This window comes from Escherichia sp. MR, from assembly GCF_005280595.1.
Classification (GTDB): Bacteria; Pseudomonadota; Gammaproteobacteria; order Enterobacterales; family Enterobacteriaceae; genus Escherichia; species Escherichia ruysiae.
Genome location: NZ_SZVK01000001.1, coordinates 57,528 through 76,617, shown reverse-complemented (window position 1 = coordinate 76,617; position 19,090 = coordinate 57,528). Strand labels below are relative to the sequence as shown.

Genomic DNA, 19,090 nt, shown 5'->3' with positions numbered 1-19,090 from the left:
AGGCCTGATAAGACGCGGTAAGCGTCGCATCAGGCAACAAACTCACGGATGAGCCACAAACCGGGAAAGCCGCTGGCGCAGCAGGCGGTTTTCCTGTTTCAGATGTGCAATATCATCCATTAACGTCAGCGCCACCGCGATCCCCGGCCAGTCCAGCGCCAGCTCATTACGCAGCCGTACCGCGCGTTGCACCACAATGGCGGCATGGTCGTCAAATACCCAGGTTGTTTCCTGGATCTCACGCGGTTCAACCACCCCCAAACCGACAATTTCATTCAACTCCTCTTCAGAGATGCCGGTATGCAGGCAAAATTCGGTAATGGTAAAAGTCACCATAACATTAGCCATCATGCTTTCCCCCAATCTTTGCGTGGATCAAAAGACGACTGGGCGTCTGCCAGTTGCTGCCACAGCGCGGCAGTGTTTTCATCTGGTTTCGGCGGCATCACGATTTTCAGTACCGCATACAGATCGCCGGTCTGTTTTTTGCTCACCAGACCTTTGCCTTTAACGCGTAATCGTTGCCCGGCCTGACTGCCTGGCGGGATAGTCAGCAAAATGCTTTCTTTCAGTGTTGGGACGGTGACTTTAGCACCCAGCGCCGCTTCCCACGGGCTAACCGGCACCACAATTTCCAGATCCTGACCGACAATATCAAACAACGGATGCGGCGCAATATGAATCACCAGCCACAAATCGCCATTCGGGCCACCGTTTTCGCCCGGCGTCCCCTGGCCTTTCAGGCGGATGCGTTGACCATTGCCGACGCCCGCCGGGATCTTCACATTCAGCGTTTTCGGGATTTCCTGTTCGATCATGCCAAAGGCGTTATAAACCGGCAGGTTATAGCTGATGGTACGCTTGTGCTCAGTAAGCGTTTCTTCAAGGAATACCGCCACTTCGATTTCAATATCGTGGCCACGTGTGGCGGGGCGTTGGCGGCTCTGGCGGGCATGTTGACCGAAAATTGACGAGAAGATATCGTCAAAATCTTCGGCGTTAAAACTCTGACCGTCGCCATGATGGAACTGACGGTTAAATTGCGGATCGTTGCGATGTTGCCACATCTGATCATACTCAGCGCGACGTTGCTCATCACTCAACACTTCCCACGCTTCAGCGACCTCTTTAAAGCGGGCTTCGGCATCGGGTTCTTTACTGACATCGGGATGGTATTTACGGGCCAGTCGACGATAGGCGGTCTTGATTGTCTTGAGATCGTCCGTCGGTTTCACGCCCATGATGGCGTAATAATCCTTTAATTCCATAGCGTTATCTCGCGTAAATCAATACAGACAAAGGGAAACCCCTGACAAGGTATCAGTGTTAAGTGTAGGGGAAATCAGAAAAAATCGTAGGCCAGAGACAACAACATAACTAAAAATGATATTTTCAGCCTGAATGTTGGCAGGTAAAAGAGGGGACGTTTAACCTTCAGGGATGCCCCATGACGACCTTGCCAGGGGGCAGAAAATGGGGGCTTATCCCGCTTTTACCGCAGTTACCATCACTTCAACCAGAATCTCCGGGCGGGCCATCTCAGCTTGTACGGTAGCACGTGCCGGGCTATATCCTTCTGGTATCCAGCTAACCCATACGTCGTTGAAATCGGCAAAATCGCGGCTGATATCTTTTAACCATATCTGAGCGGACAAGAGATGAAATTTATCACTGTCAGCTGCCGCAAGTAATTCGTCGATTTTCTCCAGCACTTCGCGCGTTTGTTGCGCGATGGACGGGGTATTGCTCTTCGGTGTCTGACCGGAGAGAAAAACAAGATTGCCATATTCCACGCTGGCGGCAAGACGCGGTTGTGGGTTATTACGTTTGATATTCAAGCTGATTGGCTCCATGTCAGTCCATCAAGTGAAATTGCAGGGTCTTCGCCCGACAGCAGAGCGCCTAACACCACGGCACTACCCGCCGCCAGCGTAAAGCCCAGACTGCCCTGACCAAGATTCATCCATAGATTTTGATACTTCGCCCGTCCTAATAGTGGCGGACCCGCAGGGGTGGATGGACGCATACCCGTCCATAATTCGGCCTCATCGATACCTTGTAGTTGCGGAAAGCTGGCCGCTACGATCTGTTTTAGGGCGCCAATGCGTTCAGAGCGCAGTTCATTACCGTCATAGCCAATATCGACCATGGCGGCGATGCGCAACCGATCACCGAGTCGGGCATAGACAATTTTATGACCATAGTCGGTGACACTGATTTGTGGTGCGATCCCCATTTTTTGTGGGAAGGGGAGCGTCAGACTGTAACCTTTCAAACCGCAGAGCGGTACGTGAGTCCCGGTTCCGGCAAGCAAATGCGTGCTGCCATTACCGGCGGCAACGACATAATCATCCGCAACCAGCGTTCCAGTGCGGGTGGTAATAGAGACAATGCGCTCACCTTTTTTATTCAACTGCAAAACTTCACAACCGGTTTGTAGCGAAAAATTCGCGCTGGCATTAAGTTTGGTAAGTAATGCCTGACAGAACTTATAGCAATCTGCCGTTTCATCGCCGGGGGAGTAAATACCACCGCACAGGGAATGACCAATATGTTTTAGTGCAGGTTCAAGATGAACACACTCTTCGCGTGATAAAGCCTGTTGAAATTGCGGATCAATGCCTTTTGCCGCTTTGGCTAAATCTTGCTGACGGCGATGAATAATCAGTTTGCCAGAACGGCGCCAGTGAAAATCATCAAGATTATCTTCCAGCAACCATGCTTCCATGACCTGACGACTTAACAGTGATAAGCGTAAAATATGGTCGCCATTGAGTTTATTTGTCCGGCTATTACAGGACATTAAAAACGCCAGCAACCAGCGCCACTGGCTAAATGACAGGCGCAAACGCATATTCAGAGGGGAGTCACTTTTCCCCATCCATTTAAGCCCCTGCATCGGTACGCCTTTATCCGCCAGAGGGGCAACGTAGCGATAGCTGAGTTGCCCGCCATTAGCGAAACTGGTGGCGACGCCTGCCTGACTGTTGCGTTCTAACAATTGCACCTGATGGCCCTGTTTTACCAGCACCCATGCTGTCGCCAGACCAATTACCCCGCCGCCAATAACTACAATGCGTTTTTTCATCACCTGAGATATCCACCGCTAATAAGTGCGTTGGGGATATGTCAAAACATTTAGGCCTGAGGAGCAATTGACTTTTTATTTTCAGGGTATAACTCAAGGTTAATGGCTCGCAGTTGCTGACGTAATTGCTGACAGAGGAAATCGACAAATTTTTGTGTAATAGGGCTAAGCGAAACATCGGCACGGCGTAGCAAACAAAGGTCAATTTTCATTGGGGGGGCGATGGGGTGAATTGTCTCTGCCGGGAGGTTATGACGGGCAGAGAAAATATCGGTAATACTGCATCCCATTCCTCGTTTTACAAATTCAGTCGCCATGTAATAGGTCTGGACATTCAGGCGTGTCGTCAAAAAATCACGTCGTTTAGCTATTGCATCAGAAAGGGAATAGGGGCCGGGAGAAATCCAGCGTTGTTGGTCAATCTTGTCTATTTCTACCGCGCCCTGTCGATAGTCCCGGTCGATATAAACCAGCGGAACTTCGGCTATCAGCGTCGTCATAATCTCCCCCTGTTGAATCGGCTGTAGCGTCAGAGCCAGATCAATCTCGCGGAGATCAAGCTTTTTAACCAACGTTTCGGTGTGCTCTGTCGTCAGTGTCATTACCAGATTCGCATTCTGCTGGTAAAACGCAGTGACTATTTCCGGCACCAGACTTAATCCCAGGCTTGGCAGACATCCCAGAGCTATTCTGGCTCGCGGATCTCGCGTCAGGTTATCGGCCAGCAGTCGCAGGTTATCGAGTTCGTGATAAATCGACTGCGCTTTTTCAAAAAGTGTGATCGCTTCGCTGGTTGGAAGAAGCTTGCCACGCACTCGCTGAAAGAGCTGAAACCCGAGTTTTTGTTCAGCGTTTTTTAACGCTTTACTGGCGGCCGGCTGGGAAATATTCAGCGATTCCGCTGCCCGGGAAAGTGTCCCGCATGTCATTACGGCATAGAAGATTTCCAGGTGGCGCAGTTTCATTAAGAGTTAACCCAGAGTTATAGACAATAGATAAAAAGTCATTTCATGGTAACACCGAGTTAACATAAATTTAATCTGTAACGCCTGTTCTGGTAACAATGCGTTATTTGCCCACCTAAAGGGGTTAATTACGAACTCAGAATAATACCTGTAGTACCCGGACAAACCCTCAGTGCATTTTGCTAACAATAATAACGAGGGGGGGTATTTTCTGAGCTGTCCAAATACATCGGCTGATATTGATGGTCGATTCGATGGGGTTAAGGAGTTATATGAGTGACTCAATGCTCGCTGGTGGTTCGCTAACCAGACAAAATATCACCAAAAAGAATGTCATTATTGGTTTACTGTTGGTTGTTTTTTTACTGACAGCGTTCTGGTGTCAGGGGCGTCCAGGTAATGAACTCGGACTGCTTGGTTTTACACCGCTGGTAGCGTTAGCGGTGCTCTCGTTGATAGGCGTCGATATTGTTCTGGCGGTTATTTCATCGATTATTATTGCGATGATAATGACTTCCACCGGCTTACCTGAAATGGGCACCATGCTGGCAAAATCGACGGGATCGTTTATCGCCACAGTTGGTCTGATCATTATGCTTGGTGCCGGTGTCGGGGAAGTGGCAACACGTACCGGAGCCGCCGTTGAACTGGTCAAATTTGTGGTACATCGTATCGGGCTTTCCAGCCAGACGCGGGTCAAATTTGGCATCGTTGTCTCTTCCATTCTCATCTGTGGCGCGCTGGGCACTATGGCAGGTGGCAATGCCATTATTGTCGCGGTGATTATTCCTGTGGCGGCGGCAGTACGGCTGACGCCTCCCACGGTGGCTGCACTGATGATGACGGCGGGTTCAGTGGGATTGTTTACCGGGCCATTTACTCCCAGTACCGTGACGATTTTACAACTCGGCGGCCTGACTTATCCGCAATACCTGATGTACGTTGGGCTACCAATGAGCGCCGTGACGTTATTCGCTGGCTGGATCATGGCCGGGCGAATTCAGAAGATGACGGAAGGAAAATTACATTACGAAGTGGATCTCTCTGAGAAAACTCAGGAAGAAGAGCAGCCCGCCCGTGTTCGCCGTCGCAAGCTCAGCGCGCTGGCATTTGCCGCAACCATTATTGTTATGGCGGTTATCGGTGTAGTGATAAAAGCAGGTTTTAGTTTTGCCATTATCGTGATGTTACTGGTGGCTTTGATCACCGGACTGGTGGGAGGATTAAGCCCTGCCGGGATACTGCAGGCGCTGTATAAGGGGTGTGGCAGACTGGTGTGGATGTTTCTGCTCTACTGGCTGTATAACCCGATTCTGGAACTTATGGATAGCCTGCAGGCGTATCAGGGGTTGCTCGAATACACTCAACCTCTGTTAACCGGGATATCACCAGCATGGCTTTGCTTCTGTATTTTTGCCTTTAACATTATCGGTCATGTGCCAGGCGCCGCTGTTGCTCAGATGACCTTTACGCACAAAATATTTGGTCCGATGTTGATGGCTGCGGGAGTGCCGCCACAGGGGACAACGGCGGTATTGTTGGCCTCATCGCAAGTGGACTGGTTTGGGCCTTTCCCTTCATCGGATATGTTTGGTCAAATGGGGCTGGCACAATCAACCCATCTGAAATATATGCTTTATAACGGTTGGACCATTGTCATTGCCAATATCATTCTTTTTGCCGTGCTGTTTCAGATATTAGTTTAACGATACAAACCAGGCGATAGCGCAGCTACTGTCAGTCATCGCCTGGTGCCCTGCAAGTTTCCCGCCTCGTTATCTGCTAATTTGCGAACCGGTTCCCGGAAATAAGTCATATTTCTGTCACACTCTTTAATCATTGATAACAAAAGAGGTGTGAGGAATGAAAAAAACGCTAATCGCCGCAGCCGTGGCAGGGATGGCTTTGCTTTCTTCAAATACTCAGGCACAGGCTGTACCGGAGGGCTATCAGCTACAGCAAGTGCTTATGATGAGTCGCCATAACTTACGCGCACCGCTGGCTAATAATGGCAGTGTGCTTGAGCAGTCGACGCCGAATAAATGGCCAGAATGGGATGTTCCCGGCGGGCAGCTCACCACTAAAGGGGGCGTGCTGGAAGTGTATATGGGGCATTACATGCGTGAGTGGCTGGCAGAGCAGGGGATGGTAAAGTCGGGTGAATGCCCGCCACCGGACACCGTTTATGCCTACGCAAACAGCCTGCAACGTACCGTCGCTACCGCACAATTCTTTATTACTGGCGCATTCCCTGGATGTGATATTCCTGTTCATCACCAGGAAAAAATGGGCACTATGGATCCAACCTTTAACCCGGTAATCACCGATGATTCCGCCGCATTCAGTGAGCAGGCGGTGGCGGCAATGGAGAAAGAGTTCAGCAAACTACAACTGACTGACAGCTATCAGCTACTGGAAAAAATCGTTAACTATAAAGACTCTCCAGCCTGTAAAGAGAAGCAGCAATGTTCGCTGGTGGATGGCAAAAATACCTTCAGTGCGAAGTATCAACAAGAGCCGGGCGTTTCCGGGCCATTGAAAGTAGGCAACTCGCTGGTGGATGCTTTCACTTTGCAATACTACGAAGGTTTCCCGATGGATCAGGTGGCGTGGGGGGAAATTAAATCTGACCAACAGTGGAAGGTGTTGTCGAAGCTGAAAAACGGCTACCAGGACAGCTTGTTTACCTCACCGGAAGTAGCGCGCAATGTTGCGAAACCGCTGGTCAGTTATATCGACAAAGCCCTGGCCACCGATCGTGCCAGCGCACCGAAAATCACTGTGCTGGTGGGGCATGACTCTAACATCGCCTCATTGCTGACCGCGCTGGACTTTAAACCCTATCAGTTGCATGACCAGAACGAACGCACGCCAATTGGCGGCAAAATCGTTTTCCAGCGTTGGCATGACAGCAAAGCCAATCGTGATTTGATGAAAATTGAATATGTTTATCAAAGTTCGGAACAGTTGCGTAATGCCGACGCGTTAACGTTACAGGCTCCGGCTCAGCGGGTGACGCTGGAATTAAGCGGTTGCCCGATAGACGCTGATGGTTTCTGTCCAATGGATAAGTTTGATAGCGTGTTGAATGAAGCAGTGAAATAACAGAAAACTCCCCCGCGAGAAACGGGGGAGTCACTGGTTAAACGTTTTTACGTTCGATGGTCTGTTCGCCCCAAAAAAGCGAATCTTTATCGGTTTTGGCAAAGGCTTTGACTAACACTTCATCGCTACCTTCTTCCCAAATTTTTTCCGCCATTTTCTCGTCGTACCCGGCGACTTCAAAAATGGCCTCGGCTATTTCCGGCGACGTATTGCGCAGAGATGCCCATTCACCCACGTGATGAGCTTTCGCTTCTTGAGTTGGCATGCGTATCCTCCTGTTGAAGATTAGCCATTAAGTTTGACTGCCAGACCAGCAACATATTCCCCCTGGTAACGTGCGATAGACAACTCTTCCTGACTGGGCTGGCGCGAACCGTCACCGCCTGCAATGGTGGTCGCGCCATAAGGCGTTCCGCCGCGAACCTGCGAGACGTCAAATAATTCCTGTGCTGCGTAGCCAATGGGGACAATCACCATGCCGTGATGTGCAAGGGTCGTCCAGGTTGAAGTGATAGTCTGTTCCTGACCGCCGCCGGTGCCGGTCGAACTAAAGACGCTCGCCAGTTTGCCGTACAGAGCGCCGGAAGCCCACAGGCCGCCAGTCTGATCCAGGAAAGTACGCATCTGGCCTGACATATTGCCAAAGCGGGTTGGTGTACCAAAAATAATCGCGTCGTAATCGGCCAGTTCTTGCGGGGTTGCAACGGGCGCAGTTTGCGTTTTACCGCCTGCTTTTTCGAATAATTGCGGCTGCATGGTCTCCGGTACACGCTTAACGACAACTTCTGCGCCATCGACTTTGCTTACGCCTTCAGCGACTGCACGCGCCATCGTTTCGATATGTCCGTACATGGAATAATAAAGCACCAGAACTTTAGCCATTTCTAACCACTCCTCGTGTTATCTCTATTCCGTAGCGATTCGCTACCACTCATTTAAAGATAAGACGTCCTATTCAGAGTGCAAATTTCACAACCACTTATTTGATTTATAACAATTTTCACAAGCATGTAATTTTGTCGCAAAATGATACATTTTTATCCCATAGTGTTTTTTTAATCATAAGAGCGGCTTATGGCTGATTACCGGAAATGATATCTATTCTCGCTAAGAAGCTGTTGCAGGATATTACCAAACGCAGGCTTACCCGCGTCAGTTCACTAAGCTTAGTCCCACGTAGCGAAAATATGGCACCCGCCATACGCCGCGTTAATCCTGGGCACTATGATGACGGAGGTCAGTAATGGCAAACCATCGAGGCGGTTCCGGCAATTTTGCAGAAGACCGCGAAAGAGCATCAGAAGCAGGTAAAAAAGGTGGACAGCACAGCGGGGGGAATTTCAAAAATGACCCGCAGCGCGCATCTGAAGCAGGAAAAAAAGGGGGCAAAAGCAGTCACGGCAAAAGCAACAACTAGCCGGGCTACTCTATGACGAATGCGTTTTGTCTGACGCGCGTCAATACGCCACTGCCGCCGGTAATTCCGGCGGTTTTTCGTTCTGGTACTCTCCTTAATATCCTCGTGTTAATACCTTTCTCGCTCATTCCACCATTATTCATTCGTGCCGTGAATGTTGATGGTCGAGGCATCGTGCTGATTTTGCTATCCTGTTGCCAGTCTACAAGAGGGGTGAGCGCATGACGCAAGGCGCAGTGAAAACAACGGGTAAACGTTCGCGCGCAGTGAGTGCGAAGAAAAAAGCGATTCTTGGTGCGGCACTGGACACTTTTTCACAATTCGGTTTTCACGGCACAAGGCTGGAGCAGATCGCAGAGTTGGCGGGTGTTTCAAAAACCAATCTGCTGTATTACTTTCCGTCAAAAGAGGCGCTGTATATTGCCGTGCTGCGGCAGATTCTCGATATCTGGCTGGCACCGTTAAAAGCGTTTCGTGAAGATTTCGCCCCGCTGGCGGCGATCAAAGAGTACATCCGTCTGAAGCTGGAAGTCTCCCGTGATTATCCGCAGGCTTCGCGCCTGTTCTGTATGGAGATGCTGGCAGGCGCGTCGCTGTTAATGGATGAACTGACGGGCGATTTGAAAGCATTAATTGATGAGAAATCGGCGCTGATTGCCGGTTGGGTCAAAAGCGGCAAACTCGCGCCGATTGACCCGCAGCATCTGATTTTTATGATTTGGGCTTCCACTCAACATTACGCCGATTTCGCCCCTCAGGTGGAGGCGGTGACAGGCGCGACGTTGCGCGATGAGGTATTTTTCAATCAAACGGTTGAAAACGTGCAGCGGATTATTATTGAGGGGATTCGACCACGTTAAAGATGCCGGAGGAGGTTGTAACATCCTCCGGCTACCTGTTTAACCGATCGTCATTAAACTGGCGTTACCGCCAGCGGCAGCGGTATTCACACTCAGCGAACGTTCGATATACAGCCGTTTCAGCAGGATATTGCTTTCGCCACGGGCAAAACCCTGCACCGAAACAATTGCGCCATCCCGCGCGGCAACCGCTTCACACAGTGCACGAAGCTGATCCGAATCACCGTGGAAGATCACCGCATCGAACGGTTGAGCGGTAATATTTTCCGCTTTCGCCAGTTGAATACGTTCGCTGACTGCCGATGGCAATGCCTTCACTAGCTGACGATGCAGCGCGTCATCCGTCCACAGCACCTGACTGCCAACGGCCAACACGGCGGCAAGCTGAGTTAATGCATCCTGTTCATCATCGGCAATACACAACACGCGCTCACGCGGCAGCAGTGTCCAGGTATTACGTTCACCCGTCGGTCCAGGTAGCAATCGCTGTGTTCCTGCCTGCGCCAGCTCACCATATTGCGCACATAACGTCTGCAATTCTGCCCGGTTTGCCGCCCATTCCCGCAGTGCATTCAGTGGCTGAGTCAATGCGGCTTTCAACTGTGCATCGACCGGATACTCTGCATCCTGACGCGCGAGTGTCACTGCCAGCGCGCTTTCCGGGCTATTCGCCAGCAGACGGTAGAGATAGAGCGGACCGCCTGCTTTCGGACCTGTACCGGACAACCCTTCGCCGCCGAACGGCTGCACACCAACCACCGCACCAACCATATTGCGATTAACATACAAATTACCGACATGCGCTGAGCCAGTGACCTGGGCAATGGTTTCATCAATACGCGTATGGACGCCGAGCGTCAGACCATAACCGGAAGCGTTAATCTGCTCGATCAGCTCCGGCAATTGATTACGGTTGTAGCGCACCACATGCAGCACCGGACCAAAGACCTCTTTTTGCAATTCGGCAAAGTCATCCAGTTCGATCAGCGTCGGAGCAACAAAAGTGCCGCTTTGCCATTCACGGGCATCTTCGCTGTTTTCCCGCACCGCCTGGAACACCGGACGGCCTTTGCTGCGCATGGTCTGAATATGACGCTCAATATTGGTTTTCGCTTCGCTATCAATTACCGGCCCGATATCGGTGGTCAGGCGACCCGGATTACCCATTCGGCACTCAGCCATTGCGCCGCGCAGCATTTTCAGCGTGTGGTCGGCAATCTCATCTTGCAGGCACAGTACACGCAGCGCCGAACAACGCTGACCTGCACTGTCGAACGCCGAAGCCAGTACATCCACGACGACCTGTTCGGTCAGTGCTGAAGAATCGACAATCATCGCGTTCATGCCGCCGGTTTCAGCAATGAGCGGAATGGGGCGACCCTGAGCGTCCAGGCGGCTGGCGATATTGCGTTGCAGTAACGTGGCGACTTCGGTTGAACCGGTAAACATCACCCCGCGCACGCGATCATCCCCCGTCAGTTGCGCACCTACGGTTTCACCCTGACCTGGCAGCAACTGCACTACGCCTGGCGGTACACCCGCTTCCAGCAAAATGGCGATCCCTTGCGCGGCAATCAGCGGCGTTTGTTCTGCCGGTTTTGCCAGTACGCTGTTACCTGCCGCCAGAGCGGCAGCGATCTGCCCGGTGAAAATCGCCAGCGGGAAGTTCCACGGGCTGATACACACCACAGGCCCTAATGGACGGTGGGTTTCGTTAGCGAAATCATCCCGCACCTGTCCCGCGTAATAGTGGAGAAAATCGACGGCTTCACGCACTTCGGCGATGGCGTTACTGAAGGTTTTTCCGACTTCACGCACCAGAATACCAATCAGTTGCTGCATCTGGCTTTCCATCAGCACGGCAGCGCGATGCAATATCGCCGCACGTTCAGCCGGAGGAGTGGCAAACCAGATTGGCGCGTTATTGACAGCATTTTCCAGTGCCTGTTCCACTTCACGCGGCGTGGCTTCACGCACATAGCCAACGATATCTTTTGGTTCTGCCGGGTTAATAACGGGCGACATTTCACCTGTCGAAACCGGCTGTTCCAGCATTGGCTGGGCCTGCCATTTTTGCAGTGCGCTGTTGAGCAGGGCAGAGGAGAGCGATGCCAGACGATGTTCATTGGCAAGATCTAATCCTGCCGAGTTATCGCGCCCCTGACCGTAAAGATCGCGCGGCAGGGGAATTTTCGGATGCGGTAAGCCTGTTTGCCCTTCCTGTTGCGCAATTTTTTCTACAGCCGCGACCGGATCGGCAACCAGTTCATCCAGTGGCAAAGAGGTGTCGGCAATACGGTTAACAAACGAGGTGTTGGCACCATTTTCCAGCAGGCGACGCACCAGATACGCCAGCAGCGTTTCATGTGTGCCGACAGGGGCATAAATACGACACGGACGATTAAGTTTACCGTCGGCGATTTTCCCGGTGACCTGCTCATACAGTGGCTCGCCCATACCATGCAGGCACTGGAACTCGTACTGACCCGGGTAGTAGTTTTGACCCGCCAGTTGATAAATTGCCGCCAGCGTATGGGCGTTGTGCGTCGCGAACTGCGGATAAATTAAATTCGGCACCGCCAGCAGCTTTTTCGCACAGGCGAGATAAGAAACGTCGGTATACACCTTACGGGTATAAACTGGATAACCTTCAAGGCCGTCCATTTGCGCACGCTTGATTTCACTGTCCCAGTACGCGCCTTTCACCAGGCGAATCATCAGACGGCGACGGCTGCGGGTGGCGAGATCAATCAGGTAATCGATCACCAGCGGGCAGCGTTTCTGATAAGCCTGAATAACAAAACCGATGCCGTTCCAGCCTGCCAGTTCAGGCTCGAAACAGAGTTTTTCCAGCAAATCGAGGGAGATCTCCAGACGATCGGCCTCTTCGGCGTCAATGTTGATACCAATATCATACTGACGCGCCAGCAGGGTTAATGATTTCAGACGCGGGTAAAGCTCGTCCATTACCCGGTCGTACTGGGCGCGGCTATAACGCGGATGCAGCGCCGACAGTTTGATTGAAATGCCCGGCCCTTCATAGATGCCACGACCGTTGGACGCTTTACCAATGGCATGAATCGCCTGCTGATAGGACACCATATACGCCTGCGCATCTGCGGCGGTCAGCGCGGCTTCGCCGAGCATATCGTAAGAGTAACGGAAACCTTTCTCTTCCAGCTTGCGGGCATTGGCTAATGCTTCCGCGATGGTCTCACCGGTGACAAACTGTTCGCCCATCAGGCGCATCGCCATATCCACACCTTTGCGGATCAGTGGTTCACCGCTCTTACCGATAATGCGGTTCAGCGAACGGGAGAGGCTGGCTTCGTTATGGGTAGAAACCAGTTTGCCGGTAAACAGCAGCCCCCAGGTGGCGGCATTTACAAACAAAGACGGGCTACGACCAATATGTGACTGCCAGTTACCGTTGCTGATTTTGTCGCGAATTAACGCGTCACGGGTGGCTTTGTCGGGAATACGCAATAACGCTTCTGCCAGACACATCAGCGCCACGCCTTCCTGCGATGACAGTGAAAACTCCTGTAATAGCCCCTGAACCATGCCTGCGCGACCACTGGCGTTTTTTTGATTACGCAGTTTATCTGCCAGTTGATATGCCAGTTTGTGCGCCTGTTCAGCAACCGGCTGCGGCAGACGAGCTTGTTCCAGCAGCATAGAAACCGCTTCGGTTTCCGGGCGGCGATAGGCAGCGGTGATGGCAGCACGGGAAACTGACTGCGGCAAAATTTGCTCGGCAAAGTCGAGGAATGGCTGGTGTGGTTCCTCTGCCGGAGTCGGTGCTTCATCGCTCTCATTGGCAGCGCCAGAAAGCAGCGCAGGCAGCTCCGGCAGGGTATCGCTGTTCTCCAGTTGTTCAAGATAAGAAAAAATCGCCTGCTTAATTAACCAGTGTGGCGTGCGATCGATACGTGTCGCGGCAGACTTAATACGCTCACGCGTCGCGTCGTCCAGCTTAACCCCCATGGTGGTGGTTCCCATGCCATTACTCCTGTTGTTCTGAAAGGTGCAACTTAACGTTATTGTGAAATATCTATTATGTTGCAACTTTGTGCAACCATGTTAAATGTGACTTACGTAGCAAGCTTAAAAATGAATTAAATGTTAATAAAAGAAATCGATATGACAGGGAATAAAAAAATAACGCAGACTTTTTCTCTGCGGCAGTTAACATTTTTGACAGGTGCAACCGCAAAAAATGTGAGGGAGTGCAACCTGATGAAAAATAGTATCGCTGGGCACTAAAATTTAATGTAAATGATGTGTTAAATCGATTGTGAATAACCAACGCTTCCGGCAGGATACGGTCGCCCTGGTAAACATAAACTCTGTTACCCCGTTCCGGTGGCAGATATAACGGCAAGTTTCGACATTGCCGATAATAATTTTTTGGAGACTTTAGATGGCTATTAGCACACCGATGTTGGTGACATTTTGTGTCTATATCTTTGGCATGATATTGATTGGGTTTATCGCCTGGCGATCGACTAAAAACTTTGACGACTATATTCTGGGCGGTCGCAGCCTTGGGCCGTTTGTAACGGCGTTATCGGCGGGTGCGTCGGATATGAGCGGCTGGCTGTTAATGGGGTTGCCGGGCGCAGTCTTTCTTTCCGGGATTTCTGAAAGCTGGATCGCTATTGGCCTGACATTAGGCGCATGGATTAACTGGAAGCTGGTGGCCGGGCGGTTGCGTGTGCATACCGAATACAACAATAACGCCTTAACCTTGCCGGATTATTTCACCGGGCGCTTTGAAGATAAAAGCCGTATTTTGCGTATTATCTCCGCGCTGGTTATTTTGCTGTTCTTCACCATTTATTGCGCTTCGGGCATTGTGGCAGGCGCGCGTCTGTTTGAAAGCACCTTTGGCATGAGCTACGAAACGGCTCTGTGGGCAGGTGCAGCGGCGACCATCCTTTATACCTTTATTGGTGGGTTCCTCGCGGTGAGCTGGACCGATACCGTACAGGCCAGTCTGATGATTTTTGCCCTGATCCTGACGCCGGTTATTGTCATTATCAGCGTAGGTGGATTTGGCGACTCGCTGGAAGTGATCAAACAAAAGAGCATTGAAAACGTTGATATGCTTAAAGGGCTGAATTTTGTCGCCATTATCTCGCTGATGGGCTGGGGGCTGGGTTACTTCGGGCAGCCGCATATTCTGGCGCGTTTTATGGCGGCGGATTCTCACCATAGCATCGTCCATGCGCGTCGTATCAGTATGACCTGGATGATCCTCTGCCTGGCAGGGGCGGTGGCTGTCGGCTTCTTTGGGATTGCTTACTTTAATGATCATCCGGCGGTAGCAGGTGCGGTAAATCAGAATGCCGAGCGCGTGTTTATCGAACTGGCGCAAATTCTGTTTAACCCGTGGATAGCCGGGATCCTGCTGTCGGCGATTCTGGCGGCGGTGATGTCAACGTTAAGCTGTCAGTTGCTGGTATGTTCCAGTGCGATTACCGAAGATCTGTACAAAGCATTTCTGCGTAAACATGCCAGCCAGAAAGAACTGGTGTGGGTAGGGCGTGTTATGGTGCTGGTGGTGGCGCTGGTGGCCATTGCGTTGGCAGCGAACCCGGAAAACCGCGTGCTGGGGCTGGTGAGCTACGCGTGGGCAGGCTTTGGCGCGGCGTTTGGTCCGGTGGTGCTGTTCTCGGTGACGTGGTCACGCATGACGCGCAACGGCGCGCTGGCGGGGATGATCATCGGTGCGCTGACGGTTATCGTCTGGAAACAGTTCGGCTGGCTGGGTCTGTACGAAATTATTCCGGGCTTTATCTTCGGCAGCATTGGGATTGTGGTGTTTAGTTTGCTGGGTAAAGCGCCGTCAGCGGCGATGCAAAAACGCTTTGCCGAAGCAGATGCGCACTATCATTCGGCGCCGCCGTCACGGTTGCAGGAAGGTTAAGGGAAGGCGTTTGACCGAAAATTCCACGTCATAATGGGAAGCAGACAGAGGGCAATCAGTGATTGCCCTCTGTGTTTTCTCTCAAAATATTTTTACATTTCCTCATCATTATCACTACATTCCGCTTGTGTTTTTCTTCACCGTAATGATAATCGCTATCACTGCGATTTACTTTTCTTTGCATAGATTGACTCAGAAAAACGTTTAAGGGTGGGTGGCATGTTTGTTCCGTTTCTCATTATGTTGCGCGAAGGACTTGAAGCCGCGCTGATTGTCAGTTTGATTGCCAGCTATCTTAAGCGTACCCAGCGAGGCCGATGGATTGGTGTCATGTGGATTGGCGTGTTGCTTGCCGCTGCGTTGTGCCTGGGTTTGGGTATCTTCATTAATGAAACCACCGGCGAATTTCCGCAAAAAGAGCAGGAGCTGTTTGAAGGTATCGTGGCAGTGATCGCCGTGGTGATCCTCACCTGGATGGTTTTCTGGATGCGCAAGGTGTCGCGCAACGTCAAAGTGCAACTGGAGCAGGCGGTCGATAGCGCATTGCAGCGCGGGAATCATCACGGCTGGGCGCTGGTGATGATGGTCTTTTTTGCCGTTGCAAGGGAAGGGCTGGAGTCGGTCTTTTTCCTGGTGGCGGCATTTCAACAAGATGTCGGGATCTGGCCGCCGCTCGGCGCAATGCTTGGCCTAGCCATGGCCGTGGTGCTTGGTTTCCTGCTCTACTGGGGCGGTATTCGCCTCAATCTTGGCGCATTTTTCAAATGGACCAGCCTGTTTATTCTCTTCGTCGCCGCAGGGCTGGCAGCAGGTGCCATTCGCGCATTTCATGAAGCCGGATTATGGAACCACTTTCAGGAAATTGCCTTCGATATGAGCGCGGTGCTCTCAACTCACTCGCTGTTCGGCACGCTGATGGAAGGTATTTTTGGTTATCAGGAAGCGCCGAGCGTCAGCGAAGTCGCCGTCTGGTTTATTTATCTCATCCCGGCGCTGGTGGCGTTTGCTCTGCCGCCACGTGCAGGAACGACAGCGTCTCGCTCCGCGTAACAAATACGACGCAAACTCTTGCTTAGTTACAACATACTTTAAAGGGATAGTCTCGTCATGACCATTAACTTCCGTCGTAGCGCACTGCAATTAAGCGTGGCTGCGCTGTTCTCTTCTGCTTTTATGGCTAACGCCGCCGATATTCCGCAAGTCAAAGTGACCGTGACGGATAAGCAGTGCGAACCAATGACTATTACGGTTAACGCCGGGAAAACGCAGTTTATCATTCAGAACCACAGTCAGAAGGCGCTGGAGTGGGAGATCCTCAAAGGCGTGATGGTGGTGGAAGAGCGGGAAAATATCGCCCCTGGTTTTAGCCAGAAAATGACGGCGAATTTACAGCCTGGTGAATACGATATGACCTGCGGTCTGCTGACTAACCCGAAAGGGAAGTTGATCGTCAAAGGCGAGGCGACGGCGGATGCGGCGCAAAGTGATGCACTGTTAAGCCTCGGCGGTGCAATTACCGCATATAAGGCGTATGTCATGGCGGAAACCACGCAGCTGTTGACCGACACTAAAGCCTTTACCGACGCCATTAAAGCGGGCGATATCGAAAAAGCGAAAGCACTGTATGCACCGACGCGCCAGCACTATGAGCGCATTGAACCGATCGCTGAACTGTTCTCCGATCTGGATGGCAGCATTGACGCCCGTGAGGATGATTACGAGCAAAAAGCTGCCGACCCCAAATTCACCGGTTTCCACCGTCTGGAAAAAGCCTTGTTTGGCGACAACGGATCAGTACGCTGACCAGCTTTATACCGATGTGGTCGATTTGCATAAACGCATCAGTGAACTGGCTTTCCCACCTTCAAAAGTGGTTGGCGGCGCAGCGGGACTGATTGAGGAAGTGGCAGCCAGCAAAATTAGCGGTGAAGAAGATCGCTACAGCCACACCGATCTGTGGGATTTCCAGGCTAACGTTGAAGGCTCGCAGAAAATTGTCGATCAGCTGCGTCCACAACTGCAAAAAGCTAACCCGGAATTGCTGGCAAAAGTCGATGCCAACTTCAAAAAGGTCGATACCATTCTGGCGAAATACCGTACCAAAGACGGTTTTGAAACTTACGACAAGCTGACCGATGCTGACCGTAATGCGCTAAAAGGCCCGATTACCGCGCTGGCGGAAGATCTGGCGCAACTTCGCGGTGTGCTGGGGCTGGACTAAGCGTTATGCAGTATGAAGATGAAAACGGCGTGAATGAACCGTCACGCCGACGTTTACTGAAAGGGATTGGCGCGCTGGCGCTGGCGGGGAGTTGCCCGGTCGCTCATGCACAAAAAACGCAAAGTGCGCCGGGTACGCTTTCGCCGGATGCGCGCAATGAGAAACAGCCTTTTTATGGCGAACATCAGGCGGGGATTGTGACGCCACAGCAGGCCGCAATGATGCTGGTGGCGTTTGATGTGCTTGCCAGTGATAAAGCCGATCTTGAGCGGTTGTTTCGCTTGTTGACTCAGCGTTTTGCTTTTCTGACTCAGGGAGGAGCGGCACCAGAAACACCAAATCCGCGCCTGCCGCCACTCGATTCCGGCATTCTCGGCGGCTACATTGCGCCCGATAATCTCACCATCACGTTGTCTGTTGGTCACTCGTTGTTTGATGAGCGGTTTGGCCTTGCGCCACAGATGCCGAAAAAGTTGCAGAAGATGACGCGTTTCCCCAACGACTCGCTTGATGCAGCGTTATGTCATGGAGATGTGTTGCTACAGATTTGCGCCAACACCCAGGACACGGTGATCCATGCGCTGCGCGATATCATTAAACACACGCCGGATTTGCTCAGCGTGCGCTGGAAGCGGGAAGGGTTTATTTCCGATCATGCGGCGCGAAGTAAAGGCAAAGAGACGCCAATTAATTTGCTGGGCTTCAAAGACGGCACTGCTAATCCCGACAGCCATAATGCGAAGTTGATGCAAAAAGTGGTGTGGGTCACGGCAGATCAGCAGGAACCTGCCTGGACCATCGGCGGCAGCTACCAGGCGGTGCGGTTGATTCAGTTTCGGGTGGAGTTTTGGGACAGAACGCCACTGAAAGAACAGCAGACGATTATTGGTCGTGATAAGCAAACCGGTGCTCCGCTGGGAATGCAGCACGAGCATGATGTGCCCGATTACGCCAGCGATCCTGAAGGTAAGGTGATTGCGCTGGACAGCCATATCCGGCTGGCGAATCCGCGCACGCCAGAGAGTGAGTCCAGCCTGATGTTGCGCCGTGGCTACAGTTATTCACTGGGCGTCACCAACTCCGGGCAACTGGATATGGGGCTACTGTTCGTTTGCTACCAACACGATCTGGAAAAGGGCTTTCTGACAGTACAAAAAAGACTGAATGGCGAGGCGCTGGAGGAATACGTCAAACCTATCGGTGGCGGTTATTTCTTTGCATTGCCAGGGGTGAAGGACACGAACGATTATCTCGGAAGCGCATTATTGCGGGTTTAATGTTTTTAGGCGGATAGGCGTTTACGCCGCATCCGACGTTCGTGCGCTGATGCCTGATGCGACGCTTGCGCGTCTTATCAGGCCTACAATCGGTGCCGGATCGGTAGGCAGAATAAGGCGTTCACGCCGCATCCGGCAAGCACAAGGCTCATTTTACCAGCAAACGCGAATCCTGCTGAAAGTACACAGCTTTTACCATCACTGTCATCACTCTGTCATCTTTCC

General features: G+C 51.7%; 15 protein-coding genes and 1 pseudogene. 8 read left to right on the top strand and 8 right to left on the bottom strand.

The window, feature by feature from the left end; genetic code table 11:
• Positions 1 to 42: 42 nt before the first annotated feature.
• From cbpM to FC814_RS00385, 5 genes are all read right to left on the bottom strand, one after another.
• Positions 43 to 348, bottom strand: a complete 306-nt coding sequence (gene cbpM, locus FC814_RS00405; protein WP_000024502.1) for a chaperone modulator CbpM — start codon at positions 346 to 348, stop codon at positions 43 to 45.
• Positions 348 to 1,268: a curved DNA-binding protein gene (gene cbpA / locus FC814_RS00400; RefSeq protein WP_000420621.1), complete on the bottom strand. Its 921-nt coding sequence runs from the start codon at positions 1,266 to 1,268 to the stop codon at positions 348 to 350. The genes cbpM and cbpA overlap by 1 nt, the downstream gene beginning before the upstream one ends.
• 213 nt (positions 1,269 to 1,481) lie before the next feature.
• Positions 1,482 to 1,838: a RidA family protein gene (locus FC814_RS00395; protein WP_024165060.1), complete on the bottom strand. Its 357-nt coding sequence runs from the start codon at positions 1,836 to 1,838 to the stop codon at positions 1,482 to 1,484.
• On the bottom strand, positions 1,835 to 3,088 hold the full coding sequence (locus FC814_RS00390) for a D-amino acid dehydrogenase (RefSeq protein ID WP_137325354.1): 1,254 nt from the start codon (positions 3,086 to 3,088) through the stop codon (positions 1,835 to 1,837). Before FC814_RS00390 ends, FC814_RS00395 begins: the two co-directional genes overlap by 4 nt.
• A gap of 50 nt (positions 3,089 to 3,138) precedes the next feature.
• Positions 3,139 to 4,053, bottom strand: coding sequence for a LysR family transcriptional regulator (locus tag FC814_RS00385; RefSeq protein WP_000776565.1), 915 nt, complete (start codon positions 4,051 to 4,053; stop codon positions 3,139 to 3,141).
• A gap of 272 nt (positions 4,054 to 4,325) precedes the next feature.
• Here FC814_RS00385 and FC814_RS00380 point away from each other — a divergent pair, with 272 nt between their 5' ends.
• Together FC814_RS00380 and agp are read left to right on the top strand one after the other, a co-directional pair.
• Positions 4,326 to 5,759, top strand: a complete 1,434-nt coding sequence (locus FC814_RS00380; protein WP_001285185.1) for a hypothetical protein — start codon at positions 4,326 to 4,328, stop codon at positions 5,757 to 5,759.
• 157 nt (positions 5,760 to 5,916) lie between these two features.
• Positions 5,917 to 7,158: a bifunctional glucose-1-phosphatase/inositol phosphatase gene (gene agp, locus FC814_RS00375; RefSeq protein WP_137325353.1), complete on the top strand. Its 1,242-nt coding sequence runs from the start codon at positions 5,917 to 5,919 to the stop codon at positions 7,156 to 7,158.
• 37 nt (positions 7,159 to 7,195) lie between these two features.
• Here agp and FC814_RS00370 read toward each other — a convergent pair whose 3' ends face one another.
• The gene (locus tag FC814_RS00370) at positions 7,196 to 7,423 is read right to left on the bottom strand and encodes a YccJ family protein (RefSeq protein ID WP_001143120.1); all 228 of its coding nucleotides are present in this window, start codon (positions 7,421 to 7,423) and stop codon (positions 7,196 to 7,198) included.
• Positions 7,424 to 7,443: 20 nt separating this feature from the next.
• Positions 7,444 to 8,040, bottom strand: a complete 597-nt coding sequence (gene wrbA, locus FC814_RS00365; protein WP_137325352.1) for an NAD(P)H:quinone oxidoreductase — start codon at positions 8,038 to 8,040, stop codon at positions 7,444 to 7,446.
• A 361-nt stretch (positions 8,041 to 8,401) separates the two neighbouring features.
• Here wrbA and FC814_RS00360 point away from each other — a divergent pair, with 361 nt between their 5' ends.
• Positions 8,402 to 8,575, top strand: a complete 174-nt coding sequence (locus FC814_RS00360) for a general stress protein (RefSeq protein WP_001273661.1) — start codon at positions 8,402 to 8,404, stop codon at positions 8,573 to 8,575.
• Between the two features lie 221 nt (positions 8,576 to 8,796).
• Complete coding sequence (rutR, locus tag FC814_RS00355; RefSeq protein WP_137325351.1) at positions 8,797 to 9,435, top strand: HTH-type transcriptional regulator RutR; 639 nt, start codon at positions 8,797 to 8,799, stop codon at positions 9,433 to 9,435.
• Between the two features lie 39 nt (positions 9,436 to 9,474).
• Here rutR and putA read toward each other — a convergent pair whose 3' ends face one another.
• Positions 9,475 to 13,437, bottom strand: a complete 3,963-nt coding sequence (putA, locus tag FC814_RS00350; protein WP_137325350.1) for a trifunctional transcriptional regulator/proline dehydrogenase/L-glutamate gamma-semialdehyde dehydrogenase — start codon at positions 13,435 to 13,437, stop codon at positions 9,475 to 9,477.
• 421 nt (positions 13,438 to 13,858) lie between these two features.
• Here putA and putP point away from each other — a divergent pair, with 421 nt between their 5' ends.
• From putP to efeB, 4 genes and pseudogenes are all read left to right on the top strand, one after another.
• On the top strand, positions 13,859 to 15,367 hold the full coding sequence (gene putP / locus FC814_RS00345) for a sodium/proline symporter PutP (protein WP_137325349.1): 1,509 nt from the start codon (positions 13,859 to 13,861) through the stop codon (positions 15,365 to 15,367).
• Between the two features lie 219 nt (positions 15,368 to 15,586).
• On the top strand, positions 15,587 to 16,417 hold the full coding sequence (efeU, locus tag FC814_RS00340; RefSeq protein ID WP_137325348.1) for an iron uptake transporter permease EfeU: 831 nt from the start codon (positions 15,587 to 15,589) through the stop codon (positions 16,415 to 16,417).
• 57 nt (positions 16,418 to 16,474) lie between these two features.
• Positions 16,475 to 17,588: pseudogene (gene efeO / locus FC814_RS00335) on the top strand (iron uptake system protein EfeO).
• 5 nt (positions 17,589 to 17,593) lie between these two features.
• Positions 17,594 to 18,865, top strand: a complete 1,272-nt coding sequence (efeB, locus tag FC814_RS00330; RefSeq protein WP_137325347.1) for an iron uptake transporter deferrochelatase/peroxidase subunit — start codon at positions 17,594 to 17,596, stop codon at positions 18,863 to 18,865.
• Positions 18,866 to 19,090 lie beyond the last annotated feature (225 nt).

Coding starts and splice junctions, on each gene's coding strand:
- cbpM (WP_000024502.1), bottom strand. CDS start 348: ATGGCTAATGTTATGGTGACTTTTACCATTACCGAATTTTGCCTGCAT.
- cbpA (WP_000420621.1), bottom strand. CDS start 1,268: ATGGAATTAAAGGATTATTACGCCATCATGGGCGTGAAACCGACGGAC.
- FC814_RS00390 (WP_137325354.1), bottom strand. CDS start 3,088: ATGAAAAAACGCATTGTAGTTATTGGCGGCGGGGTAATTGGTCTGGCG.
- FC814_RS00385 (WP_000776565.1), bottom strand. CDS start 4,053: ATGAAACTGCGCCACCTGGAAATCTTCTATGCCGTAATGACATGCGGG.
- FC814_RS00380 (WP_001285185.1), top strand. CDS start 4,326: ATGAGTGACTCAATGCTCGCTGGTGGTTCGCTAACCAGACAAAATATC.
- agp (WP_137325353.1), top strand. CDS start 5,917: ATGAAAAAAACGCTAATCGCCGCAGCCGTGGCAGGGATGGCTTTGCTT.
- FC814_RS00370 (WP_001143120.1), bottom strand. CDS start 7,423: ATGCCAACTCAAGAAGCGAAAGCTCATCACGTGGGTGAATGGGCATCT.
- wrbA (WP_137325352.1), bottom strand. CDS start 8,040: ATGGCTAAAGTTCTGGTGCTTTATTATTCCATGTACGGACATATCGAA.
- FC814_RS00360 (WP_001273661.1), top strand. CDS start 8,402: ATGGCAAACCATCGAGGCGGTTCCGGCAATTTTGCAGAAGACCGCGAA.
- rutR (WP_137325351.1), top strand. CDS start 8,797: ATGACGCAAGGCGCAGTGAAAACAACGGGTAAACGTTCGCGCGCAGTG.
- putA (WP_137325350.1), bottom strand. CDS start 13,437: ATGGGAACCACCACCATGGGGGTTAAGCTGGACGACGCGACGCGTGAG.
- putP (WP_137325349.1), top strand. CDS start 13,859: ATGGCTATTAGCACACCGATGTTGGTGACATTTTGTGTCTATATCTTT.
- efeU (WP_137325348.1), top strand. CDS start 15,587: ATGTTTGTTCCGTTTCTCATTATGTTGCGCGAAGGACTTGAAGCCGCG.
- efeB (WP_137325347.1), top strand. CDS start 17,594: ATGCAGTATGAAGATGAAAACGGCGTGAATGAACCGTCACGCCGACGT.